General features: G+C 61.6%; 23 protein-coding genes. 16 read left to right on the top strand and 7 right to left on the bottom strand.

The features are described 5' to 3' along the window. Nucleotides 1-43: 43 nt before the first annotated feature. From ruvX to gshB, 4 genes are all read right to left on the bottom strand, one after another. Nucleotides 44-484 carry a Holliday junction resolvase RuvX gene (gene ruvX / locus ACI2KS_RS20335; protein WP_404622796.1) on the bottom strand — a complete coding sequence of 147 codons (441 nt, stop codon included), beginning with the start codon at nucleotides 482-484 and terminating at the stop codon, nucleotides 44-46. Beyond that, nucleotides 484-1,053, bottom strand: a complete 570-nt coding sequence (locus ACI2KS_RS20340; RefSeq protein WP_404622797.1) for a YqgE/AlgH family protein — start codon at nucleotides 1,051-1,053, stop codon at nucleotides 484-486. The genes ruvX and ACI2KS_RS20340 overlap by 1 nt, the downstream gene beginning before the upstream one ends. Before the next feature lie 256 nt (nucleotides 1,054-1,309). Beyond that, the gene (locus ACI2KS_RS20345) at nucleotides 1,310-2,212 is read right to left on the bottom strand and encodes a TonB family protein (protein WP_404622798.1); all 903 of its coding nucleotides are present in this window, start codon (nucleotides 2,210-2,212) and stop codon (nucleotides 1,310-1,312) included. 292 nt (nucleotides 2,213-2,504) lie between these two features. Then, a complete protein-coding gene (gene gshB / locus ACI2KS_RS20350; protein WP_404622799.1) occupies nucleotides 2,505-3,458 on the bottom strand; it encodes a glutathione synthase in 954 nt (317 codons plus the stop codon). A 262-nt stretch (nucleotides 3,459-3,720) separates the two neighbouring features. On the opposite strand from gshB, the gene pilG reads away from it, so the two are divergent. The 6 genes from pilG (at nucleotide 3,721) to ACI2KS_RS20380 (ending at nucleotide 13,927) form a co-directional block, all read left to right on the top strand. After that, entirely contained in the window at nucleotides 3,721-4,131 is a 411-nt protein-coding gene (pilG, locus tag ACI2KS_RS20355) for a twitching motility response regulator PilG (RefSeq protein WP_110949460.1), read from the top strand. A 45-nt stretch (nucleotides 4,132-4,176) separates the two neighbouring features. Then, complete coding sequence (pilH, locus tag ACI2KS_RS20360) at nucleotides 4,177-4,542, top strand: twitching motility response regulator PilH (RefSeq protein ID WP_404622800.1); 366 nt, start codon at nucleotides 4,177-4,179, stop codon at nucleotides 4,540-4,542. A gap of 16 nt (nucleotides 4,543-4,558) precedes the next feature. Further along, nucleotides 4,559-5,098 (top strand): chemotaxis protein CheW, encoded by a 540-nt coding sequence (locus tag ACI2KS_RS20365; protein WP_404622801.1) that lies wholly within the window; start codon nucleotides 4,559-4,561, stop codon nucleotides 5,096-5,098. A 254-nt stretch (nucleotides 5,099-5,352) separates the two neighbouring features. Then, nucleotides 5,353-7,395 (top strand): methyl-accepting chemotaxis protein, encoded by a 2,043-nt coding sequence (locus ACI2KS_RS20370; protein WP_404622802.1) that lies wholly within the window; start codon nucleotides 5,353-5,355, stop codon nucleotides 7,393-7,395. A gap of 54 nt (nucleotides 7,396-7,449) precedes the next feature. Beyond that, complete coding sequence (locus tag ACI2KS_RS20375; protein ID WP_404622803.1) at nucleotides 7,450-13,443, top strand: Hpt domain-containing protein; 5,994 nt, start codon at nucleotides 7,450-7,452, stop codon at nucleotides 13,441-13,443. Further along, nucleotides 13,436-13,927, top strand: a complete 492-nt coding sequence (locus ACI2KS_RS20380) for a chemotaxis protein CheW (RefSeq protein WP_404622804.1) — start codon at nucleotides 13,436-13,438, stop codon at nucleotides 13,925-13,927. The genes ACI2KS_RS20375 and ACI2KS_RS20380 overlap by 8 nt, the downstream gene beginning before the upstream one ends. A 134-nt stretch (nucleotides 13,928-14,061) precedes the next feature. Here ACI2KS_RS20380 and ACI2KS_RS20385 read toward each other — a convergent pair whose 3' ends face one another. Together ACI2KS_RS20385 and ACI2KS_RS20390 are read right to left on the bottom strand one after the other, a co-directional pair. Continuing rightward, nucleotides 14,062-14,388 (bottom strand): type II toxin-antitoxin system RelE/ParE family toxin, encoded by a 327-nt coding sequence (locus tag ACI2KS_RS20385; protein ID WP_404622805.1) that lies wholly within the window; start codon nucleotides 14,386-14,388, stop codon nucleotides 14,062-14,064. After that, nucleotides 14,366-14,614, bottom strand: a complete 249-nt coding sequence (locus ACI2KS_RS20390) for a CopG family ribbon-helix-helix protein (protein WP_404622806.1) — start codon at nucleotides 14,612-14,614, stop codon at nucleotides 14,366-14,368. Before ACI2KS_RS20390 ends, ACI2KS_RS20385 begins: the two co-directional genes overlap by 23 nt. Nucleotides 14,615-14,992: 378 nt before the next feature. On the opposite strand from ACI2KS_RS20390, the gene mdcA reads away from it, so the two are divergent. The 9 genes from mdcA (at nucleotide 14,993) to madM (ending at nucleotide 22,340) form a co-directional block, all read left to right on the top strand. Continuing rightward, complete coding sequence (mdcA, locus tag ACI2KS_RS20395; protein WP_404622807.1) at nucleotides 14,993-16,669, top strand: malonate decarboxylase subunit alpha; 1,677 nt, start codon at nucleotides 14,993-14,995, stop codon at nucleotides 16,667-16,669. Further along, complete coding sequence (locus ACI2KS_RS20400; protein ID WP_404622808.1) at nucleotides 16,669-17,568, top strand: triphosphoribosyl-dephospho-CoA synthase; 900 nt, start codon at nucleotides 16,669-16,671, stop codon at nucleotides 17,566-17,568. The genes mdcA and ACI2KS_RS20400 overlap by 1 nt, the downstream gene beginning before the upstream one ends. Before the next feature lie 2 nt (nucleotides 17,569-17,570). Further along, nucleotides 17,571-17,870, top strand: a complete 300-nt coding sequence (locus ACI2KS_RS20405; protein ID WP_404622809.1) for a malonate decarboxylase subunit delta — start codon at nucleotides 17,571-17,573, stop codon at nucleotides 17,868-17,870. Beyond that, entirely contained in the window at nucleotides 17,863-18,714 is an 852-nt protein-coding gene (locus ACI2KS_RS20410; protein ID WP_404622810.1) for a biotin-independent malonate decarboxylase subunit beta, read from the top strand. The genes ACI2KS_RS20405 and ACI2KS_RS20410 overlap by 8 nt, the downstream gene beginning before the upstream one ends. After that, nucleotides 18,711-19,514: a biotin-independent malonate decarboxylase subunit gamma gene (gene mdcE / locus ACI2KS_RS20415; RefSeq protein ID WP_404622811.1), complete on the top strand. Its 804-nt coding sequence runs from the start codon at nucleotides 18,711-18,713 to the stop codon at nucleotides 19,512-19,514. Before ACI2KS_RS20410 ends, mdcE begins: the two co-directional genes overlap by 4 nt. After that, nucleotides 19,508-20,146, top strand: coding sequence for a malonate decarboxylase holo-ACP synthase (locus ACI2KS_RS20420; RefSeq protein ID WP_404622812.1), 639 nt, complete (start codon nucleotides 19,508-19,510; stop codon nucleotides 20,144-20,146). The genes mdcE and ACI2KS_RS20420 overlap by 7 nt, the downstream gene beginning before the upstream one ends. Beyond that, the gene (gene mdcH, locus ACI2KS_RS20425; RefSeq protein ID WP_404622813.1) at nucleotides 20,143-21,078 is read left to right on the top strand and encodes a malonate decarboxylase subunit epsilon; all 936 of its coding nucleotides are present in this window, start codon (nucleotides 20,143-20,145) and stop codon (nucleotides 21,076-21,078) included. Before ACI2KS_RS20420 ends, mdcH begins: the two co-directional genes overlap by 4 nt. Before the next feature lie 67 nt (nucleotides 21,079-21,145). Beyond that, nucleotides 21,146-21,574, top strand: coding sequence for a malonate transporter subunit MadL (gene madL, locus ACI2KS_RS20430; protein WP_404622814.1), 429 nt, complete (start codon nucleotides 21,146-21,148; stop codon nucleotides 21,572-21,574). 1 nt (nucleotide 21,575) lies between these two features. Beyond that, the gene (gene madM / locus ACI2KS_RS20435; RefSeq protein WP_404622815.1) at nucleotides 21,576-22,340 is read left to right on the top strand and encodes a malonate transporter subunit MadM; all 765 of its coding nucleotides are present in this window, start codon (nucleotides 21,576-21,578) and stop codon (nucleotides 22,338-22,340) included. A 463-nt stretch (nucleotides 22,341-22,803) separates the two neighbouring features. On the opposite strand, the gene ACI2KS_RS20440 is transcribed toward madM, so the two are convergent. After that, nucleotides 22,804-23,724 carry a LysR substrate-binding domain-containing protein gene (locus ACI2KS_RS20440; RefSeq protein WP_404622816.1) on the bottom strand — a complete coding sequence of 307 codons (921 nt, stop codon included), beginning with the start codon at nucleotides 23,722-23,724 and terminating at the stop codon, nucleotides 22,804-22,806. 166 nt (nucleotides 23,725-23,890) lie between these two features. On the opposite strand from ACI2KS_RS20440, the gene ACI2KS_RS20445 reads away from it, so the two are divergent. After that, the gene (locus ACI2KS_RS20445) at nucleotides 23,891-24,508 is read left to right on the top strand and encodes a hemolysin III family protein (RefSeq protein ID WP_404622817.1); all 618 of its coding nucleotides are present in this window, start codon (nucleotides 23,891-23,893) and stop codon (nucleotides 24,506-24,508) included. Nucleotides 24,509-24,626: the final 118 nt, after the last annotated feature.

Consider the following 24,626-nt stretch of genomic DNA (forward strand, 5'->3'; position numbering starts at 1 on the left):
AGGACCGGGTTGAAACTCGAATTCTCGGTGCAGCGTGAATCGTTCAGTGGTCGAACAGTGCGCCGTTGGCTTCCAGCCAGCCTTGCAGCAGGAGTGCCGCAGCAATGGCATCGACCGGATTGTCGCGATAACTGCCACGCTGACCGCCGCGGGCCATGCGCTCGCCCTTGGCTTCGAAGGTGGTCAGGCGTTCGTCATGGGTGTAGACGGGCAGATTGAAGCGGCCGTTGAGCTTGCGCGAAAACTTCTCGGCGCGGGCGCTCATCTCGCTCGGCGTGCCGTCCATGTTCAAAGGCAGGCCGACCACGATGGCGTCAGGCTTCCACTCGGTTATCAGCGCCTGAACCTTGTCCCAGTCCGGTACGCCGTTCTGCGCCTTCAAGGTGCACAGCTCGCGTGCCTGGCCGGTGATGACCTGGCCCACCGCTACGCCGATCTGTTTGGTGCCGTAGTCGAAACCCAGCAACAGGCGCAATCCGGCCATCAGGCGTGACCCGCCTGACTGGTCAGCAGGTTCAGGTTGATGCCCAGTTTCGCGGCTGCGGCGTCCAGCCGCTGCCCGCTGTCGACCTCGAACAGGATCGCCGGGTCGAACGCACACGTCAGCCAGGCGTTGGCCGCGAATTCGGCGTCCAGCTGTCCGGCGTCCCAGCCAGCGTAGCCGAGGGTGATCAGATTTTGATCAGGGCCGTAGCCGTCGGCAATCGAGAACAGGATGTCCTGGGAGGTGGACAGCGAAATCCCGCCCAGATCGACCGTGGCCTGGAAAACCTGGCCCGGCGGATGAAGGACGAAACCGCGATCGGTCTGCACCGGGCCGCCAACATGGATGGGAATGTGCTGGCAGCGTACCGGTGGGTCCATTTCCGGGCGCAGTTGCTCGAGAATGTCCGCCAGAGAAAGGCTTTGCGGTCGGTTGATCACCAGACCCATCGCGCCATTGGCGTTGTGCTCGACGATGTAGGTCAAGGTGTGCGCGAAGTTCTCATCGTGCATGTGGGGCATGGCGATCAGAAACTGATGTTTGAGGTAAGACGGAGTGACGTTTTTCATGAGCCCTAGTGTGGCGCCGTGGGGCTGCTGTGACAACTGGCAGAACCGACCTGATGCGGATAAATCGCGACGGCGTTCAGGTTTCATGTTGGCTGATGGGTCGAGTTACAACCAAAACTGCTGGCCAGTGCCGAACATGGTAGGAGTGAGCTTGCTCGCGATCGCGGTGTGTCAATTGCGCAAATGTAGAATCAGACACCGCAATCGCGAGCAAGCTCACTCCTAAGGGTATTGGTTCGGCAGAACATGCGGGCAATCAGTTACTCGACAGCTTGTCGCCGCGTGCAAACTTCCAGGTACGGATGATCTCCAGCCGGTCGATGTCGGCCAGATCGCCGCTGAACGGCGCAAATGGCGCTGCCAGTCGGACAATTTTCTGCGCTGCCTGGTCCAGCAATGGCTGGCCGGAAGACTCGAGTACCAGAACCTCATAGAGAGAGCCGTCGCGGTTGATCGACACCATCATTCGCAGGCTGCCGTAGATCTGCTGGCGCCGAGCTTCTTCGGGGTAGTTGAGGTTACCGATGCGCTCGATCTTCTTGCGCCAGTCCTCCTTGTACCAGGCGCCCTTGTCGCGCATGGTCGAGGCGGCGCTGAGGCGGTGGATCTTCGGCCGCTTGGCGTAGGCTTGCTGCTCGTCGGCGAGTTCGGCTTCCAGACTGGCGATTTCGCTGTTCAGCTGGGTGCTGTCGAAGGTCGGCGCGGCTTTTTTCTTTTCTTCGGGTTTGACCTCATCGCGCTTGGCGACGGTCTTTTGCGGGGCCTGGGCCTTGGTCGCAACGGCGGTCTTGGGTGCCTCCTGCTTGACCACAGGTTTCGCGGCCGGCGGTGGCGTCACCTTATTGATTCGGGTGTCCTGGTACGGCGCGATTTCCGTTGTCTTCGGGACCGCCTTCTTGTCGAGCGTGCCGCTGCCCTGCTGGTTTTCCTGGGCGAGGAAATCCGCATCCTTGGGCTTGCTGTCGCTTTTGAACGGGGCGAGGGTGATTTCCAGCGTCTGGCTGAGCTTTTCCGGTTTGACGTAGGTGAAACCCACACCAAGGATCAGCGCCAGATGCACCAGCGCAGCGATCATCAGGGTAAAGCCCAGGCGATCGGCGGGGCGCACGGCTGAGCGAGTCAGGGCCATGGGCAGATCACTGTCGAGCGTAGCGTTCATCGACACTTCGCAATCACATCAGCCAGCATTGCAAAAACCAACCTAGGACGAAATTTCAGGCCGCGCATGATAACGCAATGTCGGTCAGGACTTGGGCTTTGATATGGGCTGGCCGATTAGTGGGCGGGTCGCGACACGTTGCCCCCTCTAGGAGCGAGGCTTGTCCCGCGAGCGGCTGCGAAGCAGTCGTAAATCCTTTAAATGCGGTGTGTCAGACAGCCCGCATGGGCAGGTTTTACGACGGGTGCCCCGCCGCTCGCGGGACAAGCCTCGCGCCTACTGGTCAAGGACGTTACGCCTTTTTGAGCTTCTTCTCGATCACATCCATCAGCATCCCGCCGATGTCGGTGCCGAACGCATTGTCGATTTCGCGGATGCAGGTGGGGCTGGTGACGTTGATTTCGGTCAGGTGTTCGCCGATGACGTCCAGACCGACGAACAGCAGGCCTTTCTCACGCAGGGTCGGGCCTATTTCGGCGGCGATCCAGCGGTCGCGGTCGGTCAGTGGACGTGCTTCGCCACGACCGCCGGCAGCCAGGTTGCCGCGTGTTTCGCCAGCGGCCGGAATGCGCGCCAGGCAATACGGCACCGGTTCGCCGTCGACCATCAGGATGCGTTTGTCGCCGTCCTTGATTGCGGGCAGATAGGCCTGCGCCATGATCTGGTTCTGGCCGTGATTGGTCAGGGTCTCGAGGATGACCGACAGGTTCGGGTCTTCGGGGCGATGGCGGAAGATCGATGCGCCGCCCATGCCGTCCAGCGGCTTGTAGATCACATCGCCATGCTTGTCGGCGAATTGGCGCAGGATATCGGCACGGCGGCTGACCAGCGTGGGCGGCGTGCAGTGGGAAAACAGCGTGGCGAACAGCTTTTCGTTGCAGTCACGCAGGCTTTGCGGTTTGTTGACGACCAGCACGCCGGCGCGCTCAGCCTGCTCCAGCAGGTAAGTGGCGTAGACGAATTCCATGTCGAACGGCGGATCCTTGCGCATCAGGATCACGTCCAGATCATCCAGGCCGCTATCGACTTCGGCTTCTAGTTCGAACCAGTGCGCAGGGTCGGCGAACACTTTCAGCGGTTTCATCCGCGCGCGTGCCTGACCCGCGTCCTGATACAGGTCTTGCTGTTCCATGTAAAACAGCGACCATCCGCGCGCTTGCGCTGCCAGGAGCATGGCCAGCGAGCTGTCCTTTTTATAGGAGATGCGCTCGATGGGGTCCATGACGATTCCCAGGCGAATGCTCATGGGCAATATCCTCTGATAGGTAATGGCCGCACAGGCCCGAAAACAGGCGTCAGGGTGGCGCTGCGCGGGCTTGGGGTCAAGGGGCAAGAGCGGCGCACATGCTTTATGGATTGCGTCTGGAGAGTGTGCTAAAAAGGCTCGGCATCCGGCGTCATGCTGGTTGTCATACACCCCTCTGGATGTGGGTTCGGCGAGTCAGACAGCACCAGGCGCCCGGCAGAAGGCAACCCATCTGAATCGCCGCGGCGATGGTAGAGCAGATATGGAACAGCATTCAGCGCCATTGAAAGTCATGGTCATCGACGACTCCAGAACGATTCGTCGTACCGCCGAGACCCTGTTGAAAAACGTCGGCTGTGAAGTGATCACCGCCGTGGACGGTTTCGACGCGCTGGCCAAGATCGCTGATAATCATCCAAGAATCATTTTTGTCGACATCATGATGCCCAGGCTCGACGGGTATCAAACCTGTGCGTTGATCAAGAACAACCGGGCATTCAAGTCTACGCCGGTGATCATGTTGTCCTCCAGGGACGGGCTGTTCGATAAGGCCAAGGGCCGCATCGTCGGTTCCGATCAGTTTTTGACCAAGCCTTTTAGCAAGGAAGAACTGCTGAGTGCGATCAAGGCTCACGTGCCGGGGTTCGTTGCAGTAGAACAACAACTATCTTGATGCCGCTCCCTCATCGGGGGGCGGCTGTTTCTATGGGGAAGCACCATGGCTCGAATTCTGATCGTCGATGACTCGCCGACCGAAATGTACAAGCTGACCGGGATGCTGGAAAAGCACGGCCATCAGGTTCTCAAGGCCGAAAACGGTGCCGACGGCGTCGCTCTGGCGCGCCAGGAAAAACCCGATGCGGTATTGATGGATATCGTCATGCCTGGCCTGAATGGCTTCCAGGCAACTCGTCAGCTGACCAAGGACACTGACACCAACATGATCCCGGTGATCATCATCACCACCAAGGATCAGGAAACCGACAAGGTCTGGGGCAAGCGTCAGGGCGCTCGGGATTACCTGACCAAGCCGGTGGACGAAGACACCCTCATGAAAACCCTGAACGCGGTCCTGGCCGGCTGAAGGCTGGCCGGCGTTCATGGCTCAGTCGCAAACCGCCTTTCAGCTGCTGCTCGATATCGACCAGCGCTGCCGCTCGCTGGCGGCCGGCCTACCCTTGCAGGAGACCCGTCAGCAGGGCTGGAGCGGCATCGGCTTTCGCATGGGCGAGCGTTATTACGTGGCGCCGATGGGCGAGGTCGATGAAATCCTCCATGAACCGCGCCATGCGGTCTTGCCAGGGGTTAAACCCTGGGTCAAGGGCATCGCCAATCTGCGCGGCAGGCTGTTGCCGATCATGGACCTGTGCGCCTTCTTTGGTCACGAGCTCTCGCCCCTGCGCAAACAGCGACGGGTACTGGTGATCGATCATCAAGACGTATTCGCCGGTCTGCTGGTCGATGAGGTCCTGGGCATGCAGCATTTCAATGAGCGCAGCCTGATGCCGGAGTCGGCGGATGACCACGACCCGCTCATCGCCCCCTATGTTCAAGGCCGGTTCGTGCGCGAGCAGGCGTGGCGCGTGTTCAGCCCCAGAAGGCTGGTGCAGTCGCCGGGCTTCATGGATGTCGCACTTTAACCCTGTCTGGCAAGGCTGCGAAGACGCATTGCGTCTTCGCAGGCGAAGTTGTGTCTGCCACAGCCACAGAACCCTGCGCACCACACAACCTGTAGCAGGCGGCGTGCTGGCTAATGCATCGGGTCGGTTGCAGCTGAGTCGTCCGACACCCTGCATTGGCCAGCAAGCCGGCTCCCACGGTCGCCACCGCGTATACCCACAGCTGATGTCCGGGTGCCCCAACAAGAACCGAACTTCAGGCGGAGCCCTGAGCAATGAGTAATTCCGGTAAATCACAGGAAGGCGCACGCAGCCGCTCGCAAATCATCGCGTTGTTCGTGGCCCTGATCATTTTCATCATGCTGTTGTTCGTGAATTTCGCGTATCTGAGCACTCAGTCCAACTACGACAAGCAGTACATTGGCCACGCCGGCGAGCTGCGCGTGCTGTCTCAGCGCATCGCCAAGAATGCCACTGAGGCTGCGTCCGGCAAGGCGGCGGCCTTCAAGCTGCTGGCCGATGCGCGCAACGATTTCGACACGCGCTGGGAATACCTCAAGAAAGGCGACAGGAAGACCGGTCTGCCGGCGGCACCATCCGAGGTGGCCGATGAGCTCAAATCGGTGCAGAACGACTGGGAAAACCTGCGTAAAAGCACTGATGTGATCCTCTCGCGCGAACAGACCGTGCTGTCGTTGCACCAGGTGGCGGCAACGCTGGCCGAAACCATCCCGCAGTTGCAGGTTGAATCGGAAAAGGTCGTCGACATCCTCCTGCAAAACCGCGCTCCCGCCAGTCAGGTGGCGCTGGCCCAGCGTCAGTCCCTGCTGGCGGAGCGAATCCTCGGCGCGGTGAACACGGTGCTCTCGGGTGATGAAACCGCCGTCCGGGCGGCCGATGCCTTCGGCCGTGACGCCAGCCAGTTCGGTCGTGTGCTCAACGGCATGCTCGAAGGCAATGCAACGCTGAAAATCACTCAGGTCGAGGATCGCGATGCCCGGGCACGACTCGGTGAAATCTCCGAGCTGTTCCAGTTCGTGTCGGGCTCGGTCGACGAAATCCTGGAGACCTCGCCAGAACTGCTGGACGTGCGCGAAGCGGCAAGCAACATCTTCAACCTTTCGCAAACCTTGCTCGATGAAGCCTCGGTGCTGGCCAGCAGTTTCGAGCACATGGCCGGCGGTCGGACCACCAACAGCTACGGCGGATACATCCTTGGCTTGCTGGCGCTGGCGTCGATCATCCTGATCGGGCTGATCATGGTCCGCGAGACCAACCGTCAACTGCGTGAAACCGCCGAGAAAAACGACCGTAACCAGACCGCGATCATGCGCCTGCTCGATGAGATCGAGGATCTGGCCGATGGCGATCTCACGGTTGCCGCCTCGGTAACCGAAGATTTTACCGGCGCGATTGCCGACTCCATCAACTATTCCATCGATCAGCTGCGTGAACTGGTGGCAACCATCAACCTCACCGCCGAGCAAGTGTTTGGCGCGGTGAAGGATACCCAGACCACCGCGACCCAGCTGGCCGCAGCTTCAGAGCATCAGGCCTTGCAGATTGCCGCGGCGTCCAATGCCGTCAACGACATGTCCAGATCAGTGGAACAGGTGTCGGCCAATGCCTCGGAGTCGGTGGCGGTCGCCGAGCGCTCCGTGGCCATTGCCAACAAGGGTAACGAGGTGGTGCACAACACCATCAACGGCATGGACAACATTCGCGAACAGATCCAGGACACTTCCAAACGGATCAAGCGCCTGGGTGAGTCGTCTCAGGAAATCGGCGATATAGTTAGCCTGATCGACGACATTGCCGACCAGACCAACATCCTTGCGCTCAACGCCGCGATCCAGGCGTCGATGGCCGGTGATGCCGGGCGCGGCTTCGCGGTGGTTGCCGACGAAGTCCAGCGTCTGGCGGAGCGATCCTCCTCGGCCACCAAGCAGATCGAGACGCTGGTTCGGGCGATCCAGAATGACACCAACGAAGCCGTGATTTCCATGGAACAGACGACTACCGAAGTGGTGCGCGGCGCGCGATTGGCGCAGGATGCCGGGGTGGCCCTGGAAGAAATCGAAGGGGTTTCCAAGGTGCTGGCGGCGCTCGTCGAAAGCATTACCAATGCCGCGCAACAGCAGGCGGCACTGGGCCAGCAGATTTCCGCGACCATGACGGTGATCCAGCAGACCACTACGCAGACGACCTCGGGCACCGCCGCCACTGCGCAGAGCATGGGTAATCTGGCGAAGATGGCCAGCGAGATGCGCCGTTCGGTGTCTGGTTTCACGCTACCGAGTTCACGGGATCGGCATTGATCGTCGCACCGACCGAGGATCAGCTGCGTCAAGACATAGGCAACTGGAGCCAGCATGGCTGACCGTCACGACTACGTGGCCCTGGAGTGGGTCAAGGGCGAAATAGCCGAAACCCTCAAGCATGCCCGACAGGCGCTGGATTCCTTCGTCGCGCGTCCTCATGACCCGGCGGCGATGGACGTTTGCCTGGACTTCATCCATCAGGTGCACGGCAGCCTGCAAATGATCGAGTTCTACGGCGCTGCGCTGTTCGCCGAGGAAATCGAACAGCTGGCCCTGGCCCTGCAACAAGGCCATGTGGTCCAGGAAACCGAGGCCACCCAGTTGCTCCACCAGGCCATGAGTCAATTGCCGGTGTATCTGGAGCGTGTGCATTCGGCGCGCCGCGACCTGCCACTGGTTGTGCTGCCGTTGCTCAATGACCTGCGCAGCGCCCGGGGCGAAAGCCTGCTCTCGGAAACCAGCCTGTTCTCACCACAATTGCTATCGGTGCCAGAGCTCGATGCCCGGACCCTGGCCGAGCGCGACATTCCTGAGCTGCCGGCAAAGCTGCGCAAGTGGCGCCAGACCCTGCAAACGGCCCTGGTCGGTTTGTTGCGCGAACAGGATGTGCAGACTCAACTGGGCTACATGACCAAGGTGTTCGAGCGCCTCGAGTTGTTGTGCCGTGACGCGCCGCTTGAGCCGTTGTGGCGTATCGCGTCGGCGTTGGTGGAGACCATGGCCAGCGGCAACTTCACCAGCAGCCCGGCGCTGCGCAGCCTGTTCAAGGACGCCGACAAGGAACTCAAGCGCCTGTTGGATCAGGGCATCGCCGGCATCAATCAGCCCGCGCCGGATGAACTGCTTAAAAGCCTGCTGTTTTATATCGCCAAGTCTGACAGTCAGGCTCAAAGGATGATGGATTTGAAGGAGCTATACGGCCTCGCCGACGCCTTGCCGGAAAGCGCATTGGTCGATCAGGAACGCGCGCGGATGGCCGGGCCGGATCGCGACGCCATGCGCTCGGTGATCATTGCCCTGTGCGATGAACTGGTCCGCACCAAAGAGCGGCTCGATGTGTTCGTGCGCGGCGACCGCGAGCATGTCAGCGAACTCAATGGCTTGCTGCCACCGCTGCGGCAGATCGCCGACACCTTGGCGGTGCTGGGTTTCGGCCAGCCGCGCAAGGTCATCATCGATCAACTGAGCGTGGTGCAAGGCATGGCTCAAGGTCAGCGCGAGCCCAATGACGCGACGCTGATGGACGTTGCCGGTGCCTTGCTTTACGTCGAGGCGACGCTCGCAGGCATGGCCGGAACCGTCGATCAGAGCAGTCCTGAAGAAAGCCGTCTGCCAACCACCGATCTGAGCCAGATTCATCAGTTGGTGATCAAGGAAGCTCGCGTGGTGCTGCAGCAGGCCAAGGATGTCATCGACGATTACATCGATGGCGAGCTGGACCGCGAGCGCCTGACGCCGCTGTCGGCACAGCTGATACAAGTGCGCGGCGCGCTGGCGATGATCCCATTGGCCCGGGCTTCGGGCCTGTTGGCGGCGTGCAACGACTACATCGTCGAGCATCTGCTGGCTGACGAGCAGCGCCCGGCCTGGTCGCAGCTGGATCACTTGGCCGACGTCATCATCGGCATCGAGTATTACCTGGAACGCATGGCCGAAGACCCGGAAGCGCCAGGCGAGCACGTGCTGGATCTGGCCCAGGACAGTCTGGCCAAACTCGGTTACTCCCCCGTGCCTGACACGGTCGATGTGCCAGTGCTCGAAGAGATCATCAGTCAGGAAGAGTTGCACGAACTGCACGAGCGGCAGGCGCTGGTCAGCCCCAACAAAAGCATCGCCGAGGTGCTCGCCAGGCCGTTGTCGGCGGTCAACCCGCCAGCCCGCCACGTGCCAGCCAGCCTGCTGCCGCCGCCCAAGGGCGAGGAAGCCGTGGACGATGAGCTGCGTGACGTATTCCTGGAGGAGACCGACGAGGTGCTTCAGGCATTGCACGAGTACCTGCCACGCTGGCTGGCCGATGTCGGCAACGTTTCGGCGTTGGGTGAAATCCGTCGCGCCTTCCACACCCTCAAGGGCAGCGGGCGCATGGTTCGGGCATTGATTCTGGGCGAGCTGGCCTGGTCGGTGGAAAACCTGCTCAACCGAGTGCTGGAGTCCAGCGTCGAGCCGGATGCTCGGGTCAAGGATTTGCTGATTGACGTGCAGATGCTGTTGCCTGACGTGATCCGTGATTTCGCCGAAGACGTCCAGCGTCAGCGCGATGATGTCGACCTGCTGGCTGCCCGGGCCCACGCGCTGGCCCAGGGTGAGGCGATTGAATCCCCGCTGTCGGCCCCCGCTCTCCCCGCCGAGCCTGAAGCAGAAGAGGGCTTCGACCCGCAGTTGCTTGAGATATTCCGCCAGGAAGCGCACACCCATCTCGATGCTCTGAAGCGTTATCTCGACACCGCTCAAGAGGAGCAATCACCCTCTTTCAGCGACGAGTTGTTGCGCGCTTTGCACACGCTCAAGGGCAGTGCCTATATGGCCGGCGTGCTGCCAATGGCCGAACTGGCCAGTCCGCTGGATCAATTGGTGCGTGAGTTCAAGACCAACCAGATTGCTGTCAGTCAGCCGGAAATCGACTTGCTGAGTGCCGCCGTTCCTGTGTTTCACAAGGGCTTGGCGCAACTGGATGTCGATCCACTGATGCCGATCGACGGTGCTGCGCCGTTGATCGAAAGCGCTCACGCGTTGCTTGAAGAGCGCATGGCCGCAGCCCTGAGCGCCGATAACAACGGCTTGCGCACCCGCCGCAACCCTCAGCTGATTGCCAGTTTCCTGGCCGAGGGCATGGATATCCTGCTCGATGCCGACAACCTGCTCGAACGCTGGCGGCAACATCCCGGTCAGCGTCAGGAGCTCAACGCGCTGCTCGATGAGCTGACCATGCTCGGCCATGGCGCGCACATGGCTGACCTGCCGCAAGTGGATGAGCTGTGCGAAGCCTTGCTGGATCTGTATGGCGCGGTCGAAGAGAGCAGCCTTGCCGTCAGCGAACGGTTTTTCCTCGAGGCCGAAAACGCCCACGAAGCGTTGATCAACATGCTCGATCAGGTCGCCGCGGGGCAGCAGGTGCAGCCGTGTCCGGATCGTGTGCGCGCCTTGCGCGAATTGCTCGACGAGGCGCTGGACCCTGACGCCATGGGCGTGATCAAGAGCGACGGCGGTCTGGCGAGCAGTGTCACCGAACTGGGACAGGCCACCGAGCGCCTGGACGCAGCATCGCCACGACCCGTGCGCGACGCGCTGGATCAGGAAATCGTCGAGATCTTTCTTGAAGAGGCAGTGGATATCCTCGACAGCGCAGGTCAAGCGCTGCAGCGCTGGCTCGACGATCCGGAAAATCCGCAGCCCTTGTCATCGCTGCAACGCGACCTGCACACCCTCAAGGGCGGCGCGCGCATGGCGGAAATCGGGCCGGTGGGCGATCTGGGCCATGAGCTTGAGTCGCTTTACGAGGGGCTGATCGATCGGCGCTGTAGCTACAGCGCGCAGCTGGGCGAACTGCTGGTGCGCAGCCATGACCAATTGGCGTTGATGCTCGATCAATTGCAGAACCAGACCGTGCTGGCCGATCCCGGGCCTGTGATCGATGCGATTCGCGAGTTCCGCCAGGCCAACTGCTATGGGTTGCCGCACGAAGGCGAACCGCGAAACGTCGGCTCGATGATTCAGCCGCTCGATGAACGCGACCCCGAGCTGCTGGAAATCTTCCTCGAAGAAGCCGACGACATCATCGAAAGTTCAAGCGCGGCCTTGGTGCGCTGGCAGGCCGATCCGCAAGGCATGCAGGAAGTGGACAACCTGCTGCGCGATCTGCACACCTTAAAGGGCGGTGCGCGCATGGTCGAGATCGCGCCGATCGGTGATTTGTCCCATGAGCTCGAGTCGCTGTACGAGGGCTTGGCGTCCGGCGCGTTGAAAAACAGCGCACTGCTCAACGGGTTGTTGCAGAGCGGCCACGACATGCTGGCCGATATGGTCGACGCCGCTCGCGGCTATGAACCATTGCCCAACCCGGCGTTGCTGATTGAAAGCATCGCGCGGTATTCCTCGCCGGGGGCCATCCACGAGGTTGCCAGCAAGCCGCTGGATGAGCCAGCCGCGGCTGCGCAACCGGTCGCCGATCCCGTTACCCCGGTCGCCGACAGCGATGCCGAGCGTGCGGGCCCGGAAATGGTCAAGGTGCCGGCCGAGCAGCTTGAAGAGCTGGTCAATCTGGCCGGCGAAACCTCGATCTTTCGCGGCCGTATCGAGCAACAGGTCAGTGATACCCAGGTGACGCTGGCTGAAATGGAAACCACCATCGAGCGGATGCGCGATCAGTTGCGGCGTCTGGATATCGAGACCCAGGGACGAATCCTCAGCCGTGATCATCAGGCAGAACGCCTGGGCTACGAGGAGTTCGACCCGCTGGAAATGGATCGGCATTCCCAATTGCAGCAGCTGTCGCGGGCGCTGTTCGAGTCTGCATCCGACCTGATGGATTTGAAGGAAACCCTTGATACCGGCGCCCATGAAGCCCAGACGCTGCTGCTGCAGCAAGCCCGGGTCAACACCGAGCTGCAGGAAAGCCTGATGCGCACGCGCATGGTGCCGTTCGAGCGCATGGTGCCGCGCCTGCGCAGAATCGTGCGCCAAGTCTCGGGCGAGCTGAACAAAAAGGTCAGGTTCGACGTACTCAACGCCGAAGGCGAAATGGATCGCAACGTCCTGGAGCGTATGGTTGCACCGCTGGAGCACATGCTGCGCAACGCCGTCGATCACGGGCTGGAAAGCAGCGAAAAACGCCTGGCTGCCGGCAAGCCGGAGACCGGGCACATCACCTTGAGCCTGGCCCACGAAGGCGGCGACATCGTCATTGAAATGAGTGACGACGGCGCCGGTGTCGATTTCGAAGCGGTTCGGCGCAAGGCGATCAAGCGCGGCCTGATTGGCCCGAACGCCGAACTCAGCGAGCACGACACCTTGCAGTTCATTCTGCAGGCCGGTTTCTCCACCGCCCAAACCATTACCCAGATCTCTGGGCGCGGCGTCGGCATGGACGTGGTGCATGCCGAGGTCAAGGAACTGGGCGGCTCGATGATCATCGATTCGAAATCGGGCCAGGGCGCGCGTTTCCGCATTCGCCTGCCGTTCTCGGTTTCGGTCAATCGAGCGCTGATGGTGCAGTGCGGCGAGGAGCAATACGCCGTGCCGCTGAACAGCATCGAGGGGATTGTGCGTGTCATGCCCAGCGAGCTGGAGGCTTATTACCAGTCCACCCCGCCGCGCTATCAGTACGGTGAGCGTACTTATGAGCTGCGTTATCTGGGCGAACTGCTCAACAACGTGCAACCGCCCAAGCTGATCGGCCAGACCCAGCCATTGCCGGTGCTGCTGGTTCACGTGCATGACCAGTGGGTGGCCGTGCAAGTGGACGCGCTGGCGGGTTCGCGGGAAATCGTGGTGAAGAATCTCGGGGCGCCGTTCTCGGCGGTGCAAGGGATTTCCGGGGCGACGATTCTGGGCGACGGGCGCGTGGTGCTGATTCTCGATCTGTTCGCCCACATTCGCCGTTTCCATGCCCGGATGCTGGCGCTGCAGGTCTCCGGCGGGGCGCCGCGACAGTACGTCGAAGCCGAGCAGACCCGGCCGTTGCTGGTCATGGTGGTGGATGATTCGGTCACCGTGCGCAAGGTCACCGGCCGACTGCTGGAGCGCAACGGCATGAACGTATTGACGGCCAAGGACGGGGTCGACGCCATGGCACTGCTGCAAGAGCACACGCCGGACGTGATGTTGCTGGACATTGAAATGCCGCGCATGGATGGCTTTGAAGTCGCCAGCAAAGTGCGCGAAGACCAGGCGCTCAAGCACTTGCCAATCATCATGATTACCTCGCGCTCCGGCCAGAAACATCGCGACCGCGCCATGGCGCTGGGGGTCAACGACTACATGAGCAAGCCGTATCAGGAGGCTGCATTGCTGGAAAGCATCGCCCACTGGAGTCAGGTGAATGTCTGACACCGCTACCCAGACCGCGCGCCTGACCAGCCTCACCGGCCTGCTCATTCCCCTGAGCGACCGGCATTTGCTGTTGCCCAACGTGGCCGTGGCCGAATTGATCGACTATCAGGACAGCATCGCCGATCCGCAAGCGCCGCAGTGGTACCTGGGTCCGATCAATTGGCGTCATCGCAGCCTGCCGTTGCTCAGTTTCGAGGCCGCCTGCGGCAGCCGGGCACGGGTTGGTGGTCGGGCGCGGATCGTGGTCCTCAACGCACTGGGCGGCCGCCCCGACCTGAAATTCATCGCTTTGCTGACACAGGGCATCCCGCGCTCCTGCAAGCTCGACAGCCAGCTGAGCTATGTTGACGTGCCATTGTCCGAGCTTGAACTGGCGGCAGTGCAGGTCGGCGAAACCGTGGCCAAGGTGCCTGACCTGGTAGCCCTGGAGCAGTGGCTGGTGGATGCAGGGTTGGTGCAGGTGGCGGGGCCGGGGATCTAAAGCTTACGTGAATGCCGGACTGCTACAGGGGATCTGCTGGACTCCGAATCCTGGCCGTGGTCGTAGTCGTGGTCGTAGTCGCAGGAGCAAGCCTGCCCCCACGCCCTCCGGGCAGGAGCGGGACTGTGGGCTAGTTACTTCGGTGATTCTCTGAACAGCCCCTCGGGCTCGCCCCCGCCACACGAAAAATCTGTGCGCTGGTGCAAAACTCTCAAAATCTGCACCTCGCCCTTATTTATCCGGTACGGCGCGACATAGGGGAGATTCCCGAACATGAGCTCTCGAACATCGGGGAGTTGCGAGGGCCTACCCAAACCATTGAAGGTCCTCAGTCGCTCAAGTGACTCGAGCAGCGCAAGCACGACCCGGTTTGCAGCATCTCGGCCGCAGTTGACTGCGTAGTAAGCATGTATCGACTCGAGATCGCTTTGCGCTTTGTCAGTCAGCGCTATTTTCGGCACGCTTTACCCACTTCGCTTTCACGGACTCAAGGTCGGAGAGATTACCTGCGTCGGCGTCTGCGATACCTTCTTTGATGCTGTGCACGTGCCAGGCTTCTGCCTCCAGGTAGCGTGCCACTGCTCGCTTAAGGTGATACTGCCGGTCACGCTCAGTGGCCTCAGCCAGTTGATCAAGCTTCGCCACCATTTCTTCACCGGTGCGCAATGACAGAACGATTGTCGCCATGAGTCCCTCTGACGTTTGACCGGTGTATACGTCGTATACGGCAGCCTTGACGGTAGGCGCCTGAGGGGCAAAATGCAATTCGGTTGAGCGTGACATAGGGCCTGAAAATGAGATTTAAGAGCCCACGAGTCTATTCATTCGGCTGAGAGAGAGGTCGTACATATTTATCGCAAATTTCCTCAACCGAAAGGGATCGTGAGCCGAATAAGCCGTGTATCTGGCTCATGATGTGAGCCAAATGGCGTTTCCCGTTGCGAGCCAGGGACGCTTCCTCAGGGCAATCATTACTCCAGGCGTAACGATCCATCCTTTTGCTTGATTGATGCCGTTACCCTGCGCGCCTACTGTGGCCCACGACAGCGAACTCGTGGAGTCAGCATGACAACAACAACGAAACTCGACCCGCGCTGGTCGCGTCGTCGCAGTGAAAAACTGCGGCGGCTCGAGCAAGTGCGTTCCCTCGCCGATGGCGTGGTACTGCCCACCGACAAGATCGTCGCGGCGCTGGAGAGGTTGATCGCGCCCGGCGACCGTGTGGTGCTTGAAGGTAATAACCAGAAGCAGGCGGACTTCCTGTCCCGTTCGCTGGTCAAGGCCGACCCTGCCAAGCTGCATGACTTGCACATGATCATGCCCAGCGTCGGGCGCGCCGAGCATCTGGATCTGTTCGAACGCGGTATCGCCCGCAAGCTGGATTTCTCCTTTGCCGGTACGCAGAGCCTGCGCATCAGCCAGCTGCTGGAAGATGGCCTGCTGGAGATCGGCGCAATCCATACCTATATCGAATTGTATTCGCGCCTGCTGGTCGACCTGATTCCAAACGTCGTGCTGTCAGCCGGGTTCAAGGCCGACCGTGCCGGTAACATCTACACCGGCGCCAGCACCGAAGACACGCCAGCGCTTATCGAACCGGCCGCCTTCAGCGACGGCATCGTCATCGTGCAGGTGAACGAGCTGGTCGACGACGTGAGCGATCTCCCGCGTGTGGACATCCCCGCCTCCTGGGTCGACTTCGTGGTGGTCGCTGACAAACCCTTCTACATAGAGCCGCTGTTTACCCGCGATCCGCGCCACATCAAGCCGGTCCACGTGCTGATGGCGATGATGGCGATTCGCGGAATCTACGAGAAACACAACGTCCAGTCGCTGAACCACGGCATCGGTTTCAATACCGCCGCCATCGAGCTGATCCTGCCGACTTATGGTGAATCCCTTGGCCTCAAAGGCAAGATCTGTCGCAACTGGACCCTCAACCCCCATCCAACCCTGATCCCCGCCATCGAAAGCGGCTGGGTGCAAAGCGTGCATTGCTTCGGCACCGAACTGGGCATGGAAAACTACATCGCCGCGCGCCCGGACGTGTTTTTCACCGGTCGTGACGGCTCCATGCGTTCCAACCGCATGATGTGTCAGCTGGCCGGGCAGTACGCGGTGGATCTGTTCATCGGCGCGACCTTGCAGGTGGACGGCGACGGGCACTCTTCAACGGTGACCCGCGGTCGCCTGGCCGGCTTCGGCGGCGCGCCGAACATGGGGCATGACCCCCATGGACGCCGTCACCCCACCCCGGCCTGGCTGGACATGCGCCAGCAGACCGGCGACGGCCCGGATGCCTATCTGGAACGCGGCAAGAAGCTGGTAGTGCAAATGGTCGAGACCTTTCAGGAAGGCGGCAAACCGACCTTCGTCGAGACCCTGGACGCCGTCGAAGTGGCGAAGAAAAGCGGCATGCCGTTGGCACCGATCATGATCTACGGCGATGACGTGACCCACCTGCTGACTGAAGAAGGCATCGCCTATCTGTACAAGGCCCGCAGCCTGGAAGAGCGTCAGGCAATGATCGCCGCCGTGGCGGGCGTTACCACCATTGGCCTGCGCCACAACCCCAAAGACACCGCCCGTATGCGCCGCGAAGGCCTGATTGCATTGCCTGAGGATCTTGGCATCCGCCGCACCGATGCCACGCGTGAGCTGCTGGCGGCCAAGAGCATTGCCGAACTGGTGGAGTGGTCCGGTGGTTTGTATAACCCGCCTGCGAAATTCAGGAGCTGGTGATGCGCGCATTCAGTCTGGCTTACCCCACAACTTCACAACCGGTATCACGCCCGCTCTCGCTGGCCGAGCGCCTGGCCGATCTGGCCGTGGACGCATTGATCGATGAAGCCGATCTTTCACCCAAGCCGGCGTTGGTCGACCGTCGCAGCAGCGGCGCACACAAGGATCTGCACCTAGGGCTGATGCATGCTTCGGCGTTGTCATTGTGGCCGGCCTTCAAAGAGATGGCCGAAGCTGCGATGCACATCGGCGAAATCGACCAGCCGCTGCGCGAAGCGATTGGCCGTATTGGCCGCGAAGGCGAAGCCGCGATGCTGCGCACCACTGACGGTGTGAACACCCATCGGGGTGCCATCTGGGCCTTGGGCTTGCTGGTCACTGCCGCTGCGCTTGATCCAACGGATCTGTCCGCCGCCGGGCTGGGTCTGCGGGCTGCCTGTCTGGCGCTGATCGAGGACCGCCAACTGCCTGTGCTCAACAGTCATGGCGCCCAGGTCGCTCGTCAATATGGGGCGATGGGGGCAAGGGAGCAGGCGCAGATGGGCTTCCCCGCAGTCACCCAAACCGGGCTGCCACAACTGCAACGCAGTCGCGCTGGCGGCCATGGCGAACAGAACGCCCGGCTCGACGCGCTGCTGGCGATCATGACCACGCTGTCGGATACCTGCGTGCTTTACCGGGCCGGCGAGCAAGGTCTGCACACCATGCAGAAGGGCGCGCAACGCGTACTGGATGCCGGTGGCAGTGCGAGCCTGGCCGGTCGGCGCGCATTGCATGAGCTCGATCAGCAGTTGCTCAGTCTGAATGCTTCCCCCGGCGGCGCTGCCGATCTGCTTGCCGCCTGCCTGTTCATTGATTGCCTGGAGCCTGCGCTCGGCAATGCAACGAGGAACCTCTGATCATGGAAACCCTGTCTTTTGAATTCCCCGCCGGCCAGCCTCCCCTGGGTCGCGCGCTGGTGGGCTGTGTCGGTTCCGGCGACCTGGAAGTGCTGCTCGAACCCGGGGTGCCGGGCAAGCTGACCATTCAGGTCCTGACCTCGGTCAACGGCAGTTCGGCGCGCTGGCAGCATCTATTCCAGCGCATGTTCGACGGGCAGACTCCGCCAGCCCTGAGCATCGACATCCATGACTTCGGCGCCACCCCTGGCGTGGTCCGTTTGCGCCTGGAGCAGGGCTTCGAGGAGATCGGTCATGACTGACACCACTCGCTTGTTGCAACAGCACAGCTTCGTCGAACTCGGCGCCCGGCAGCGCGCCCGGTCTCTGCTCGACGAGGGCAGTTTCCGCGAATTGATCGACCCGTTTGCCCGGCTCACTTCGCCCTGGCTGCCATTGCAAGGCATCGTGCCCCAGGCCGACGATGGCGTGGTAATTGCCAAGGGCTCCATCAATGGGCAACCGGTGGTGGTCTGCGCCATTGAAGGCAACTTCCAGGGCGGCAGCATGGGCGAAGTCGGCGGCGCGAAGATCGCAGGCGCCCTGGAGCTGGCCGCTGAAGACAACCGCAAGGGCGTCCCGACGGCAGCCGTTCTGCTGCTGGAAACCGGTGGCGTGCGCCTTCAGGAAGCCAACCTTGGTCTGGCCGCCATCGCTGAAATCCACGCCGGTATCGTAGACCTGCGTCGCTATCAGCCGGTCATCGGCGTGGTGGCGGGCAGTGTCGGCTGCTTTGGCGGGATGTCCATCGCGGCCGGGCTGTGCAGCTATCTGGTCGTCACCCAGGAAGCGCGTCTGGGGTTGAACGGCCCGCAAGTGATCGAGCAGGAAGCGGGCATCGAAGAATACGACTCGCGCGACCGGCCGTTCATCTGGAGCCTGACCGGCGGCGAGCAGCGCTTTGCCAGCGGCCTGGTGGATGCCTATGTCGCCGACGATATCCAGGCCATACGTCAGCAGGTTCAACAGTTGCTGCATGCCGGCAAGCCCGAGCAAGAACGCAGTGGCCAGTACGCTTTGTTCCTGCGGCGTCTGGCTGAGCTGGACACCACCGCGCAGATCGATCCCGCGACCGTGCGCAGTCTGTATCAAGGAGAAAAGCCATGAGCGGTTATTCGACCCGTGGTGTGCAATGGTTCAAGGCATTGAGCGTGAATGCCCCTGAAGTGCCCGGACTGCCGGCCTCGGTGAAAGCCGCCGATGGCAAGCTGGGTGATCAGGCGGTGCGCTTTGTTGCCGTGGTCGCCGACCCGGATAACCGCTTTGCTCGTGCGCAAAACGGCGAAGTCGGCCTGCTTGAAGGTTGGGGCCTGGCGCAGGCGGTGGACAGCCTCATCGAGCAGGACCGTCTGAGCGAACACAAGGGCGCACTGATCGCCATTATCGATGTACCGAGCCAGGCGTACGGTCGGCGCGAGGAAGCGTTGGGCATTCATCAGGCGCTGGCCGGTGCCGTGGACGCTTATGCACGGGCGCGCCTGGCGGGTCATCCGGTGATCGGCCTGCTGGTTGGCAAGGCGATGTCCGGGGCATTTCTGGCCCACGGTTATCAAGCCAACCGCCTGATCGCCCTGCGTGATCCCGGTGTGATGGTGCATGCCATGGGCAAGGCATCGGCAGCGCGTGTGACCTTGCGCAGTGTCGAGGAGCTGGAAAAGCTCGCCGCCAGCATCCCGCCGATGGCTTACGACATCGACAGCTATGCAGGCTTGGGTCTGCTTTGGGAGACGCTGGCGGTCAGTCAGATCGAACAGCCGACCGCTGCCGATATCTGTGCTGTACAGGACTGCCTGATGGCGGCGATCAAGGACACCCAGGCCAGCGGCAACGATTTGCGTTCAAGACTGGGTGCGGTCAACCGTCGCGCGTCCTCGAAGGTTCGCGAGCTGCTGCGGGCACAGTGGTAATGAGCCTTCTGGCGCCCGTGCAGCCCCATGATCTGTTGTGGGGCCTGCCCGTGTCCGCCTTGCCCGCCGATGCGCCTGCATGGGTGGTCGAGGTGGTTGGGCTGGGCCATCCAGTGGTGGTCCGGCGAGCCCGGGTCGCAGACGATTGCGTCGCTGTTGGCGTACGAGGTGGTACCCGTGACCAGCGCTACGCAACGGTGATGCAACGGGCCGATATCAGCCGTCGGGTGCAGCCCGAGCAATTGATCGAGGTCACTGATACGCAAGTGGATCAATGGCCAGCGGTGCGCGCACTGCGCCAGATTCGTCCACTGATGGACGCGCTGGGTTTGCCCTGGGGCGTCGCCGGCAGTGTGGGTTTCCAGTTGGCCTGCGGTGTGGCGGTGTTGCATCAGCTGAGCGATCTGGATCTGATTCTGCGCACCTCTGATTTCTTCAGCCGTGAACAAGCTGCAGCATTGGTCGCAGCCTTCGATGAGTCGATCTGCCGTATCGACCTGCAACTGCAGACGCCCGCTGGCGCGGTGGCGTTGCGGGAGTGGGCAGGGGCGTCGCGTCAGGTGCTGCTCAAGGCCTCTGACGCTGCGACTCTGGTGGTCAACCCCTGGCAGTTGCAGGAGTGTGTGGCATGAGCAGCTTCTGGGTGTTTCCAGGCCAAGGCGCGCAGCAGCCCGACATGCTCCATGGGCTGCCGAGCCATCCGCTGACTGGCGAATGCCTTGAACAGGCCAGCGATGCGCTGAATGAAGATGTCTTGAGTCTGGACACCCCTGCTGCGTTGCAATCGACCCGTGCGGTTCAACTCTGTCTGCTGGTTTCCGGGGTGGCGTGCTCCCGGGTGCTGATGGCCCAAGGCAACACACCGGATTACGTAGCGGGGCTGTCGATTGGCGCTTACCCGGCTGCGGTGGTGGCCGGGGCGCTGGATTTTGCCGATGCGATGCGCCTGGTGGCCCTGCGCGGCGAGCTGATGCAGAACGCCTATCCACAGGGTTATGGCATGACCGCGCTGATCGGGCTGGATCAGGCTACGGTCGAAAGCCTGCTGGCTCAGGTCAACAGCAGCTCCATGCCGGTCTACATGGCCAACATCAACGCCGACAACCAGTTCGTCATCGCAGGCAGCGATCAGGCGATGGCCCAGGTGGCCGGATTGGCTAAGGCCCAGGGTGCGGCGGCAGCCAAGCGTCTGGCGGTCAGCGTGCCGTCCCATTGCGAGTTGTTGAGCGAGCCTGCGCAAATCCTGGCCCATGCGTTTGCGGACGTATCGGTAAAGGCGCCGACCCTTCGCTATCTCAGCGGCAGTACAGCGCGGCCGATGCTCAATGCCGACAAATTGCGTGACGATCTGGCATTCAACATGTGCCGCATCGTCGATTGGCGCAGCACCGTGCAAACCGCCTATGAGCGCGGCGCACGCCTGCAGATCGAATTGCCGCCCGGCACCGTGCTCACGGGGCTGGCGCGGCGCATCTTTGAACAAGGATCCGCAGTCGCCTTTCAGGGCGCCCGGCTGGACACCCTGAGCGCGTTGTCGCGAGAGGAGGAACGTCGCCACCCATAAACCGACTGCTGCTTTCGAAGGAACACAAAAACAACAACTTCGACGATGCAATTTGAGGACAACAACAATGATTATTTATGGTGTCGCGTTACTGGCTATCTGCACCCTTGCGGGGGTGATCCTGGGTGATCTGCTCGGTGTGCTGCTGGGCGTCAAATCCAACGTGGGCGGGGTCGGGATCGCGATGATCCTGCTGATCTGCGCACGCCTGTTCATGCAAAAGCGCGGGGGCATGAGCGAAGGCTGCGAGATGGGCGTCGGCTTCTGGGGTGCAATGTACATTCCGGTGGTCGTGGCCATGGCCGCGCAGCAGAACGTCGTGACCGCTTTGAAAGGCGGCCCGATTGCAGTGATCGCGGCCATCGGCTCGGTGGTCATCTGTGGTTTCACCATCGCCATCATCAGCCGGACCAACAAGGGCGAGCCATTGCCCAAGGAAGAGCCGCTGGAGCCGCCGGTCATCGCGCCGACCGTCTCACCGGCAGGGGGGCGCTGACATGTGGGATCTCATTCAGAAAGACCTGATCAGTCAGGGCCTGGTCACCGCGTTCGCGGTGGTCGGTGTGGTGATGTGGATTTCCGTGGTGCTCTCCAAGCGCCTGACCTTCGGCCGCATTCACGGCTCGGCGATCGCCATCGTGATCGGGCTGGTGCTGGCGTGGGTGGGCGGGGTGATGACCGGCGGCCAGAAAGGCCTGGCCGACCTGGCATTGTTTTCCGGGATCGGCTTGATGGGCGGCGCGATGCTGCGAGATTTCGCCATCGTCGCTACGGCCTTCGAGGTGCAGGCCACCGAAGCGAAGAAGGCCGGTCTGATCGGTGCGATTTCGCTTTTTCTGGGCACCTTGTTGCCGTTTATCGTTGGCTCGTGCGTCGCTTATGCATTCGGTTATCGCGATGCCGTGAGCATCACCACCATCGGCGCGGGCGCGGTGACGTATATCGTCGGACCGGTTACCGGTGCCGCACTGGGCGCGTCGTCCGATGTGATGGCGCTGTCGATTGCCACGGGCCTGATCAAGGCGATTCTGGTGATGGTCGGCACGCCAATGGCTGCGCGCTGGATGGGGCTGGACAACCCGCGTTCGGCGATGGTGTTCGGCGGGCTGGCCGGCACAGTGAGCGGTGTAACTGCGGGGCTTGCTGCAACGGATCGTCGCCTGGTGCCGTACGGTGCGCTGACCGCGACCTTTCATACCGGCCTCGGCTGCCTGCTTGGGCCATCGCTGCTGTATTTCATCGTGCGTGGGATTTTGGGCTGACGCCTCACGGCTGTGGCGTGTCGGCTTTCGATTCTGGCCCAACGCCATAGAAGCCGGCTTGCTGGCGAATAGGGAGTGTCAGGCGACATTGATGTATCTGACCCACCGCCTTCGCCAGCAAGCCGACTCCCACGGCCTTCGGCCAGAATCAAAAGCAAGCGGCGCAGTAGAGGTCTATCGCTTCTGCCCGCAGGACGACAGAGGTCCACCCGCTTCTGCCCGGAGGGCGTGGGAGTTGGCTTGCCGACGATATGGCGCGAAGCGCCAGCAAAGCCTGTGGACGCGATGCACCTGACCCCCGCGCCGTCTGAGTCTACTGCCGGTGCCCGGCAGATCGCTGGCAAGCCAAGCTCCCACGGCCTCTGGCCAGAATCAAAAGCAGGCGGCGCAATAGTCCAAAGCTGCTTGAGGAGCTTGTTTGAAACCATAGAATCTCCCACAGAAAACCTGTTGCTGCAGGCTTCTATGCCTGGTCCAACCGATTCGAATACATCCGGCATTCGGCCAGCAGCGCCAGCAGGTTGGGATCACGCTCGCGAGCCTTGAGGAATACCAGACCAATGTGCTGCTGCATGCGGTAACGCGCTTGCAGCGGTATCAGGCGCACGCGGTTCTCGTAGACTGCGGCGATCCTGCCTGGCAGCAGGGCGTAACCCACACCCGAGCTGACCATGCTCAACAGGGTGAAGATATCGTTGACCTGCATCGCCACTTTCGGCTCGAACCCCGCCTGTTGAAACACCCTGGCGCCATCGCGATGGGTGGCGAAGCCCTGGGTCAGCGTAATGAAGGTCATCTCGCGCAGATCACTCAAGTCCACTTCGCTTTGTTGCGCGAAAGGCGAATCGGCAGGAGTCGCGAGAAAGATATCGTCCGAGAACAGCGGCAACTGCTCGCAATCCGGATCGTTGACGCTTTCGTTGAGCGACACCAGGATTGCGTCGACCTCCATGTTCTTGAGCTTGTAGAACAGGTCGATGTTGGAGCCCAGGATCAGGTCGATGTTCAGTTCACTGCGACGGATCTTCAGGCCCATGATCAGCTGCGGCACGGTCTTGACGGTCAACGAATACAGCGCCCCGAGCTTGAAGCGCGCCGCCGAGAATCCTGCCGCCTGGCGGGTCTGCTCCACAGTGCTGAGCACGTCCAGCACCAGCTTCTGCGCGCGCTCCTCCAGCACATAGGCGCTTTCCAGCGGCGTCAGGTTACGCCCTTCATGCTTGAACAGCGGGCAGCGCAGGGCGCTTTCCAGTGAATGGATGGCACGATGAACGCTGACGGTGCTGGTCTGCAACTCCACCGCCGCCCGCGCCAGATTGCCGGTACGCATAAACGCCAGAAAGATTTCCAGCTTCTTGAGGGTCAGCTCTTCGTCAATCTGCATCGTGTCGTTCCCGGACCGTTTTCTTGTTTTTTGCAGGCTCGATTGTGCCCAAGTCGCTGGCCACTGGCTGGATTAAATTCTCCTCGAGGCGGACACATGCATTGCGCTTTGGCGTCATAAGCGGGAGCCTTGCAGGCTGTTGTGCAACTGAGGAGGTTCTTGACGGATGTACTACGGAGAAAAATTCAACGCCTGGACCCACCTGGTGGGCGCGGTTCTGGCATCCATCGGCGCCGTCTGGCTGCTGGTGATCGCCAGTCTCACCGGTGATGTGTGGAAGATCGTCAGCGTCGGTGTGTATGGCGTGGCGCTGGTGCTGCTCTATAGCGCCTCGACGGTGTATCACAGCGTGCGCGGGCGGGCGAAGGTGATCATGCAGAAGGTCGATCACTTTTCGATCTACCTGCTGATTGCCGGCAGCTATACGCCGTTTTGTCTGGTGACCCTGCGCGGGCCATGGGGCTGGACGCTGTTCGGCGTGGTCTGGGGGCTGGCGGTGATTGGCATGTTGCAGGAGATCAAGCCGCGCTCGGAGGCGCGGGTGATGTCCATCGTGATCTACGCGGTCATGGGCTGGATCGTGCTGGTGGCGGTCAAGCCACTGATGGCAGCCCTGGGCACCGCCGGGTTCACCTGGCTGGCGATGGGCGGCGTGCTGTACACGGTAGGGATCATCTTCTTTGCCTACGACAAACGTTTTCGCCACTGGCACGGCATCTGGCATCTGTTCGTGATTGCCGGGAGCCTCCTGCATTTCGTGGCCATCACGGGGTATGTGCTCTGAGCCCCTGATTTGCGCGCTGGGGTGTTCGCTGCGATCGCTGGCTTTACACCCTCCTTGTAGGCCTTTGCTTGCTCGCGGTTGCGTTCGGCCATACACAGGTGTGGCAACTGACTCATCG

The sequence above is a fragment of the Pseudomonas sp. NPDC087358 genome (assembly GCF_044900785.1).
Lineage (GTDB): Bacteria > Pseudomonadota > Gammaproteobacteria > Pseudomonadales > Pseudomonadaceae > Aquipseudomonas.